The organism is Neobacillus bataviensis LMG 21833 (assembly GCF_000307875.1).
In the GTDB taxonomy this organism is placed as follows: Bacteria; Bacillota; Bacilli; order Bacillales; family Cytobacillaceae; genus Neobacillus; species Neobacillus bataviensis.
The window spans coordinates 18,948-29,064 of record NZ_AJLS01000188.1 but is presented as its reverse complement, the minus strand read 5'-3'; the positions used below and the strand labels follow the sequence as shown (position 1 = coordinate 29,064).

Sequence of the window (10,117 nt, the reverse complement as noted above, 5' to 3'; positions counted from 1 at the left end):
CCCTACGATAAGTCAACATCGGATCGCTACGCTCTCCGTGTTTCCTTTATCTCAGTTGGAGCGCTCCAGGCCATACGCCACTGACCAGGGCGCTTCCACATTTCCAATCAATCTATTTGTGATATGATTCTTATCTATTCTTTATATTGCTTAGATGATTTATCAATTATAAAATAAAACAATAATAAAACAAAGAATCTTCAGTCAATGGTTTCATTTAAAAGGAGGAATTCGGATGCAAACAATAGAGGTTGTAAAACAATCAGGTTCGAAGGCTGCAAGGGATTATGTTAATCAGGTGTTCGAAACAGTGAAAAACCGCAACGCGTTTGAAAGTGAATTTCACCAGGCAGCGAAGGAAATTTTCGACTCGCTCGTGCCCGTTTTTGCGAAACACCCGAAATATATGGAGCAAGGGATTCTTGAGAGGGTCGTCGAACCAGAACGTGTCATTACCTTCCGTGTACCTTGGGTGGATGATTGCGGCAAGGTTCAAGTAAACCGCGGGTTCCGCGTTCAATTCAACAGTGCCATCGGCCCATATAAAGGCGGATTACGCTTCCATCCGTCCGTAAACGCAAGTATTATTAAATTTCTTGGCTTTGAGCAGATTTTTAAAAACTCCTTAACCGGTCAGCCGATTGGCGGCGGAAAAGGGGGGTCTGATTTTGATCCGAAAGAGAAATCGGACGGTGAAATCATGCGCTTCTGCCAAAGCTTTATGACAGAGCTTTACCGCCATATTGGCCCGGATGTCGATGTACCGGCAGGGGATATTGGCGTTGGCGCAAGAGAAATTGGCTTTATGTTTGGCCAATATAAAAAAATCCGCGGCACCTTCGAAGCAGGGGTATTAACTGGAAAAGGCTTGGGATACGGCGGCAGTCTGGCACGTACAGAAGCAACTGGCTATGGCGCTGTTTATTTTGTCGAAGAAATGTTAAAAGATCAAGGTCTAAGCTTTTGTGGCAGTACAGTCGTTGTTTCTGGCTCCGGCAATGTCTCCATTTATGCGATGGAAAAAGCAGCACAGTTTGGCGCTAAAGTCGTGGCCTGCAGTGATTCCAATGGTTATATCTACGATGAAAATGGTATTAATCTGGAAACCGTCAAACAAATTAAAGAAGTCGAGCGGAAACGCATCAGTGAATACGTGAACCACCACCCGCATGCCCAATATTTCGAAGGCTGCTCTGGTATTTGGTCTATTCCGTGTGAGATTGCTCTGCCATGTGCAACTCAAAATGAGATTGATGAAACAGCAGCAAAAATTCTGGTAGCGAACGGTGTGAAAGCAATTGGTGAAGGTGCCAACATGCCATCAACACTCGAAGCGATTGACGTATTCCTCAACAGCGAGGTACTGTTTGGCCCTGGTAAAGCGGCAAATGCCGGCGGTGTAGCGGTATCAGCCTTGGAAATGGCACAAAACAGTGCCCGCTTGGCCTGGTCCTTTGAGGAAGTCGATGCAAAGCTCCATCAAATCATGATTAATATTTATCAAAACAGTGTAAAGGCTGCTGAAGAATACGGCTTCCCTGGTAACTTGGTCGTCGGCGCCAATATCGCTGGTTTCACCAGAGTAGCCGATGCAATGATTGCTCAGGGTGTTATCTAAAAATCTCCTATTAAGGAGATTTTTTTTTGCCTGCATGTTTTCTTTGCCAACGGGTTACATTAACATTGGTTCAATTATCAAGGAGGTTTGCGACATGGATAACAACAAGAGCACCCATGAATTTGTTGAAAAACTGCATGAAGACCAAGAAAAGGACAGAAAAAACAGGGAAAAACAAGGAGACAATCACCCTGGCAAAAAATTGCCGAATCATAAACACTAACTACATTATACCTCAATACAGGAAACCCCAAGCTCATGAAGCTTGGGGTTTTGCAAAAGGTCACTTATTCATATTTGCTAGAAAATCTCCTAACAAATCATCCATATCCTCTTCACTCTCATCATTCTTTTCATCCATTAACGGTTTCGCACTGTCCCAATCAAACGAGGATAAATCATCATCCAAATCGCTAGGGGAGGGGACTTCCTCAATGGCAGCAGCCACCTCACTATGACTAGTCTCCTCATCAATGAATCGGGATGGTTCCTCGGGAAATACTTCTTCTTGAAGATACAGAGCCTCCTCAATATCTACTGATTTACTGTTCATGGAAGCCAATAAAGAGGTAGAACGAATCGGGTCGGATATCAGCTGATAGACAATACTTCCCAACAATGCCTCTGAGTGTTCATGCTTCAACCAATCTCGTTGTGCTTTCGTTAAATTCCTTGGCAGCGGGATGGTGATCGTTTCCTTTTCCCTGGAAAAAGAATGGTTCACCCCTTGCATGACAAACTCCGCAAGCTTGCTCGAAAAATTCCTTCGCTCTGTTTCTTTTACTTTTTGCAGCTGCTTTAAAATATGGTCAGGTGTATCGGAAGGAACGCGAAACGATAGCGCTTGACCCCGCTTAATTTCATTGGCATCAGGCTTTTTCATAGTGTCACCTTACTTAGCTCTTTACCGGAACAGCTTTTTGTTTCTCCACTTTTCTGGCATAATCTGTGATCAATTTATAATACGCATTGGCCATCATCCAAATACTTTCCTTATCATCCTCGAAAAATTCAATATTATAGCCGTCTAAGTTGTTATTTAATGTTTTAAGATAATCTTTCAAGACGTGCGCTCCGCCGCCAACAAAATAGCAGATTTCCGTTTGTGAATTTTTCTGCCACACATTCCGCAATAACCGATATTGTTTTTTCGCTAATTCTAGGAGAATCCGGTCGGTTATATCGTGCACGCTAGTCCGGCTCCCTTTCACCATGATATGGTTGCGGTCATTTTTTCGCGTAATAATTTCGACGACATCACGGCGGCTATCGAGCTCAACACCGTGCTTCGTTCTAATTTCTTCGCGAATGGCCTCTAAAGATTCTGAAACCCCGAGGTTAAACCCTTGTGCTTTATCATCATCGACATTACGATTTTTAATGACCGCGATATCCGTTGATAATCCGCCAATATCTTGAATTAAGATACGCTTATCGATTAAATCCTTATTGATAATTTTTAGATTATTATCCATTACAAGGTTGATGTAGGCAGCAAAGCCCTCTGGATACACCTTTACTTCATTAAATTTAATATTTACCTTTAATCCTTGGTATTTGGGCGTCACTAGGAATTCAACTTGATGAACAGAGCCGACTAATTTAGATCTGTATCCGGCATCCTTCCCTTCCTTTACTTCACGAAGCGGCAGACCAGTACCTAATGTGTAGCTGGCATCAATCACATTCTTTGCCCGTGGAAAGCTCTCCTGTTGGACGGCATCCAAGGCCAATGTTGTAAAAAGCATGATTAATGTTTGGTCTTCCTCAGACTTGCTGCTGCCAGGGTCTAATTCTGTGGCATTATTACTTTTCGTCGCTAAATTGCCGACACGATAAATCATATTATTCTCTTTCAAAGCAGGGGAGTGCACTTTCACGTGAATCCCATCTAATGGGTTCTTGTCATCCAGTTCTTCGATTCCAATAACAGGACGGTCTTCCGTGTCTCTTGCAACAATGTTAGGAATATTTAATTCATATTCTAATTCTCCGAAAATGGCCTTAATAGAGTCATTTCCTACATCAACAGCGGCAATTCTTGATTTAGTCATAAACACCATTCCTTTTCATTTAATAGATTTATTTTTAAAAAATTGATATGTAACTTTAGATTCCTTTATATAAGGCTAAAGCAAATCACTAGATTATTCAATGGTTCCGACAAAAACGAAATGAAAGTGTTAAATAGTAAACATTTTGTAAACTTTAACTATAATGTATACACTTTCGTATACAACAAACACAAACCTGTACACATGTTGATATTATCATATGTATACAGGTTTGTGTACATGTTTACATTCAAGTAAACATTAAGTAAACAAGTATACATTTTTGTATACAAACGAGGTGTTTTTGAAAAAATAACTATATTTCTTTCTATCTACAAAACTCCAATTCTTCTAAACTAGAAAAATAGGAAATATACTTTTCGCTAATAATATGCCGTATTATGCGTGAAATTAGGACAATATGATGCATTACCACTACTTTTGTCGTAATTCTATTTTAATATTCACAATATTCTATCAGGTGTATATAATTGGTAGTGCACTACATAATTACTCAATTAGGGGGAGTATGCTTGGTAAAGAAAAACAGAGCCTTAAAAGTATTTTCTAGTATTACAGCCAGCACGATTGTAGCATCCAGCTTGTTCGTTGGCACTCTTGGCGCCAGCACGCTAGCACCAAAATCGGCTGCAGCTGCTGCTAAGGTTTCCACATCGTTTGACGCTGCCATCGCCAATGATGAGAGATTAATTGAGATGCTGAAACGCGAAGGAAAACTAGCAAAGAATGCTAGTCCTGCGGAATCGGAAAAGGCATTAAAGAACTACTTAAAGGCAAAAGGAAAGCTCGGGAAAACAAAAGATCAACTGCCAGCCGGGCTTGGTAAGATTAAAGAAAATGGAAAATCAACATCTAACGGACTTAAAAATGGGAATGGCAACAAATTAGGACAAGCTAAGAAAAATACCGTAGATCCTGTTCAAAAAGAAAAGTATGACGGAAATGTACGTCATGACAAGGTTCTCGTTCTAGCCATTGATTTCCCAGATTACGAGAAAAGCTCGATTACAAAAGATGAAACAGACATGTGGTATGAGAATTACACCCACGACCACTTCCAAGATATGATTTTTGGTAAAGATGGTTATAAAGGACCAAATGGTGAAAATCTTGTTTCTATGAAGCAATATTATGAGCAGCAATCAGGCGGCAGTTACACAGTAGACGGTACGGTCGCTGGCTGGTATACAGCGGATCATCCTGCAGCGTATTATGGCGGTAACTATCCAACCGCAGATGGCAGTGATGCCCGTCCGCGTACATTGGTATATGAGGCACTTACAAAGGCAGGACAAGACCCTAATATTGATTTAAGTGAATATGATGTCTGGGATCGCGATGATTATGATGGTGATGGCGTTTATAATGAGCCAGACGGTATCATCGACCATTTAATGGTTATTCATGCGGGTGTTGGTGAAGAAGCAGGCGGCGGTTCATTAGGCGGCGATGCGATTTGGTCACACCGCTGGAATCTTGGGGGGCTTACAGCTGTTCCTGGCGGCAAATCCAATAGTGATCGCTTTGGAGGTCTTTTAGGTGCTTATGACTACACCATTGAACCTGAAGACGGTGCAGCTGGCGTATTCTCCCATGAATTTGGCCATGACCTAGGGCTTCCGGACGAATATGATACCCAGTACACTGGTGCTGGTGAAGCCATTGCGTACTGGTCAATTATGTCAGCAGGCAGCTGGGCAGGAGACATTCCTGGAACAGAGCCATCTGGATTCAGTCCATATGCAAAAGAAATGCTGCAAAACCTACACGGTGGCAACTGGTTAAGCGGTACAACGCTTAAAGCAGATGGAATCACAAAGGAAGGCACAACTGTCCTCCTTGATGAAGGTGTTACAAAAGGCACGAATAATGATGCGGTGAGAATTGATCTTCCAGCCAAAGAAAATATCCTGAATACGCCAAAAGAAGGAAAATTCGAGTATTATGGCGGTAAAGGCGATGAAGCTGACCATAAGATGGCAGCTAATGTTGATTTAACAGGTGCTGCTAGTGCGACCCTGGATTTCGACGCTTGGTACAATATTGAAAAAGATTGGGATTATGCTATGGTCCAAGTTTCAACAGATGACGGGGCAACCTGGAACTCACTTGCAACTCCACGGACAAGCACTACCTTAGATCCCGGGGGCTATCCGGCGATAAAAGAAAACCTGCCTGGCTACACAGGCTCAAGTAAGGGCTGGGTACACGAAACCATCGATCTAAGTGCCTACAAAGGGCAAAAAATACAGCTTCAATTCCGTTCCATGACAGACTGGGCAACCAATTTAGATGGATTCTTTGTCGACAATGTCAAAGTATCGGCTGATGGCAAAGAAATTTTTACGGATGGCGCTGAAGGGGAACCACAATTTACATTAAACGGTTTTGAAAAGCATGATGGTAAATATACGACTAACCACTATTACCTATTAGAGTGGAGATCCCAAAATGGCGTGGATGCAGGATTAGCCCACATCCGCCGCGGAGCAAGCCTGATGTCCTACGATCCAGGACTTGTTGTTTGGTATGTAGATGAATCTTACGATAACAACTGGACAGGTGATCACCCTGGCGATGGCTTCCTTGGGGTAGTCGATGCTGATCAGCATACAAATATCTGGAGTGATAAGTCAGTTGGATCCACACGCTACCAGTTAAACGATGCAGCCTTTGGTTTGGATAAATCATCTAAAATGTTCGTAAATTATCCTGGTCAGTTTACTATGAAAGATAACTTTACACAACGTAACCCGCTTTTTGACGATAAGGCAAAATACAGCAATCCAGGCCTTGTTGATGCTGGCCGTAACATTCCATCGTACGGATTAAAATTCCGTGTGGTTGGACAAAGTGCTGACGGCTCCGTTGGTAAGGTATTAATTTTTAAATAATCATGTAAAAGCCAGCCTTTATCCACTGATGAAGGCTGGCTTTTTATTTGAGGATTTTAATAACTTTCTATCTGTGAACTCTCAGCCATTTCTTTACTTACATAAAGATAGTACCAATTTTCCCCGTACTTTACCCAACTCATTACCAATTCCCTTGTACTATTTTGGAAATATCGTTCCCTCGAAGCATCCAACCAGCTTGGCTTGTTGTCACCATTATTGTCAGGGCTATTTAGGATAAAAATTGAGGCATCTACAAAGCCACTGGTATTGGTATAGAACCATTTACCCTGATCATTGACCCAGCCTGTCATCATCACACCGGTTTGGTCAAAATAATACCACTTACCCTCTTCTTCAACCCAATTGGTTTTCATCGCTCCTGTATTGTCAAAATAATAATTCTTGCCTCCATCCTCTAGCCAGCCTATTTTCATCACACCTGTGGGGTCAAGAAAGTGCCTTTTTTCCCCTTCATCCCACCAGCCTGTTTTCATCACGCCAGCTGAATCTAGAAAATACCTGTTTCCTCCCTCATCCAGCCACCCTGTTTTCATCACTCCGTCCGCATCAAAAAAGTACTTGTTTCCACCATCTTCAAGCCAGCCTGTCTTTATGACACCATTTCCATCAAAGAAATATCTTTTCCCACTTATGGTTTGCCAGCCTTTCTTCACGGCTCCGTTCTCGTAATAGTACTTTTTATTGCCATTTTGGATCCAGCCGTTTTGCACAGGTATGATCCCGTTGGTACTATCGGCACTGGCAGGCACTGTCACTATATATCCACTAGCCTGGGCGATTGCATCAAAGCTGTTGTCAGAACGGGTAATGACGACCGTCGTGTATACCTGTACCTGGTCGAAAAGCCATCGGATTTCTTGATTATGCATTCTGACACATCCGGAGCTAACATATCCGCCTATCGAACCCTCATTACTATTGCCGTGAATACCGTACGTTGTACCATAAGTCCCTCTTGCTTCAAGTCCCATCCAGCGGTCACCAAGGGGATTACGAGGGTCTCCGCCTGCAATATTCTTCGTATAATATGGCCGATTCTTAATCTTATTCACAATTTTAAATGTCCCTTCCGGGGTAAATGAGGCTTGCCTTCCTGTTGCTACTCTAAATGTTTTAACCAAGGTACCGCCATCATAAAAAGCAAGAGTATTCGTCTTTTTGTTAATAATAATCAATTGGCTGCCACTTGCATCGGTTTGACTTGCAAAGAGAAAGAAACCCATGAACAAGATCATAATAGCTGAAATTTTTTTCATCGCCATCTCTCCAATTATGTTATTACAACTAAAGTAACATTTTACTCTAGAAAATTTAGTCATAATCCGGCGAAGAAATTGTAATATTATGGTATTGGATATAAAAGGGCAGGATGAAAGTCTTTAGTTTACGACATCATGATAGGAGAAAGGGTGTCAGGCACCACCACTTGATATTCAAACCGCGGTTGCGGTATTCTTAATCATACGATTATGTACGTAAGGTTGTGGTTATGATTAGGATTAATAAGTTTATTAGTGAGTCTGGAAAGGCCTCAAGACGCGGTGCGGATAAATTGATTAGTGAAGGAAGAGTCACGATTAATGGGAAAGTGGCGCTAATTGGCAGTCAGGTGGAGCCTGGGGATGAGGTGTGCATGGATGGCACCCCCATTAAAGTCACAAACAATTATGTGTATATTGCCTTAAATAAACCTGTCGGTATTACGAGCACAACGGAAAGACATGTAAAAGGTAATATTGTTGATTTCGTCAATCATCCATTACGGATTTTTCATATCGGACGCTTAGATAAAGATTCAGATGGCTTGATCCTGCTGACGAATGACGGGGATATTGTCAATGAAATTCTCCGTGCAGAAAACAAGCACGAAAAGGAATATATTGTTACAGTAGACAGACCGATTACGCCTGACTTTCTAAAACAAATGTCCGCAGGGGTAGAAATATTAAATACCAAAACACTCCCGTGCAAAGTTATTCAGATGTCCAAATATGTCTTTCAAATCACTCTAACCCAAGGCCTAAACCGGCAAATTCGCCGGATGTGTTCCGCACTTGGGTTTGAGGTAGTACGATTGCAGCGAATACGGATTATGAATATCCAATTAGGAAACCTGCCGATTGGACAATGGCGGGACTTATCAAAAATAGAAAAACAGCAGCTATTTAATGATTTACATTACCAGCCTAAGGAATGGTAAAAAAACGGGGGGGATTTTTACATGACCTTTTCCCTTGTCCCAAAACCGTTTTGGTCACGTAGACCCTTCCTACGTGACCTTTTTCCTTGCCCCAAAGCCGTTTTGGTCACGTAGACCCTTTCTACGTGACCTTTTCCTTTGTCCCAAAGCCTTTTTGGTCACGTAGACCCTTTCTACGTGGCCTTTTCCCTTGTCCCAAAACCGTTTTGGTCACGTAGACCTATTTTATCTATTACCTAGTTCACTGCTCCCCTTCCCACTTTGCAACTTCCTCCCGAACCCTTGGTGCCACCTCTGTTCCCAGCAGTTCAATCGCCTTCATGACCTCTATATGCGGCATGGAGCCAACCGGTACGTGCAGCATAAAACGTGTAATGCCGACATTTTTACGAAGATGAATGATTTTCGCGGCAACCGTTTCCGGATCGCCAACATATAGTGCTCCTTCAAAATTTCGGGCAGCATCAAAACTTGAGCGGTCATAATGCCCCCAGCCACGCTCTCGCCCCAGCACATTCATGGCCTGCTGCGTGGATGGGAAAAATTTATCAGCGGCCGTCTCCGTATCCTCGGCAATGAAGCCATGGGAATGAGAGGCAACCGGCAGCTTTGAAACGTCATGACCTGCCTGGGCTGCCGCCCTTTTATAGAGCTTAACAAGCGGTGCAAACTGCACCGGTCGGCCTCCAATAATAGCTAAAACCAGTGGTAATCCAAGCATCCCCGCGCGAATAACCGATTGTGTATTTCCACCGCTGCCAATCCATACTGGCAAGGGATCCTGCACCGGCCTAGGATACACGCCCAAATTGTTGATCGCTGGCCGGTGCCCGCCCCTCCAAGTCACCTTCTCAGACTCCCGTATTTTTAACAACAACTCCAGCTTCTCATCAAACAGCTCATCATAGTCTTTTAAATCGTACCCAAACAACGGAAACGATTCTATAAAGGAACCCCTGCCCGCCATAATTTCTGCACGTCCATTCGATACGGCATCAAGTGTGGCAAAGTCTTGGAATACCCGTACCGGATCCGCGGAAGAAAGCACCGTGACGGCACTCGTCAGCCGGATCCGCTTCGTCTGTGATGCAGCCGCAGCCAATACAATCGCAGGAGAAGACGCCGCATAATCTTTGCGATGGTGTTCACCGACACCAAAGATATCTAACCCAACTTGGTCAGCAAGAACAATTTCCTCCACCACTTCACGCAACCTTTGTGCGTGGCTAATCACCTCTCCGGTTTCAACATCCGGCGTCGTCTCAACAAATGTACTTATACCTATCTCCATTCATAATCCCTGCTT

At 43.1% G+C, this 10,117-nt stretch carries 8 protein-coding genes; 4 read left to right on the top strand and 4 right to left on the bottom strand.

Annotated elements, in window-relative coordinates; all coding sequences use genetic code 11:
- The first annotated feature begins 235 nt into the window (after nucleotides 1–235).
- Together gdhA and BABA_RS26915 are read left to right on the top strand one after the other, a co-directional pair.
- A complete protein-coding gene (gene gdhA, locus BABA_RS25720; protein WP_007088213.1) occupies nucleotides 236–1,618 on the top strand; it encodes an NADP-specific glutamate dehydrogenase in 1,383 nt (460 codons plus the stop codon).
- Nucleotides 1,619–1,712: 94 nt separating this feature from the next.
- The gene (locus BABA_RS26915) at nucleotides 1,713–1,841 is read left to right on the top strand and encodes a DUF4023 domain-containing protein (RefSeq protein WP_007088212.1); all 129 of its coding nucleotides are present in this window, start codon (nucleotides 1,713–1,715) and stop codon (nucleotides 1,839–1,841) included.
- Nucleotides 1,842–1,901: 60 nt separating this feature from the next.
- Here BABA_RS26915 and BABA_RS25715 read toward each other — a convergent pair whose 3' ends face one another.
- Nucleotides 1,902–2,501, bottom strand: a complete 600-nt coding sequence (locus BABA_RS25715; RefSeq protein ID WP_007088211.1) for a hypothetical protein — start codon at nucleotides 2,499–2,501, stop codon at nucleotides 1,902–1,904.
- Nucleotides 2,502–2,514: 13 nt separating this feature from the next.
- Nucleotides 2,515–3,672: a ParM/StbA family protein gene (locus BABA_RS25710; RefSeq protein ID WP_007088210.1), complete on the bottom strand. Its 1,158-nt coding sequence runs from the start codon at nucleotides 3,670–3,672 to the stop codon at nucleotides 2,515–2,517.
- Between the two features lie 533 nt (nucleotides 3,673–4,205).
- Between BABA_RS25710 and BABA_RS25705 the strand changes: the two genes are divergently transcribed.
- Entirely contained in the window at nucleotides 4,206–6,587 is a 2,382-nt protein-coding gene (locus BABA_RS25705) for an immune inhibitor A domain-containing protein (RefSeq protein ID WP_007088209.1), read from the top strand.
- A gap of 56 nt (nucleotides 6,588–6,643) precedes the next feature.
- Here the strand turns inward: BABA_RS25705 and BABA_RS26225 are convergent, their stop codons facing one another.
- On the bottom strand, nucleotides 6,644–7,867 hold the full coding sequence (locus BABA_RS26225) for a L,D-transpeptidase family protein (RefSeq protein ID WP_007088208.1): 1,224 nt from the start codon (nucleotides 7,865–7,867) through the stop codon (nucleotides 6,644–6,646).
- A gap of 227 nt (nucleotides 7,868–8,094) precedes the next feature.
- Between BABA_RS26225 and rluF the strand changes: the two genes are divergently transcribed.
- A complete protein-coding gene (gene rluF, locus BABA_RS25695) occupies nucleotides 8,095–8,811 on the top strand; it encodes a 23S rRNA pseudouridine(2604) synthase RluF (protein ID WP_211214214.1) in 717 nt (238 codons plus the stop codon).
- A 241-nt stretch (nucleotides 8,812–9,052) separates the two neighbouring features.
- On the opposite strand, the gene BABA_RS25690 is transcribed toward rluF, so the two are convergent.
- Entirely contained in the window at nucleotides 9,053–10,102 is a 1,050-nt protein-coding gene (locus tag BABA_RS25690; protein WP_007088206.1) for an LLM class flavin-dependent oxidoreductase, read from the bottom strand.
- Between the last annotated feature and the right edge of the window lie 15 nt (nucleotides 10,103–10,117).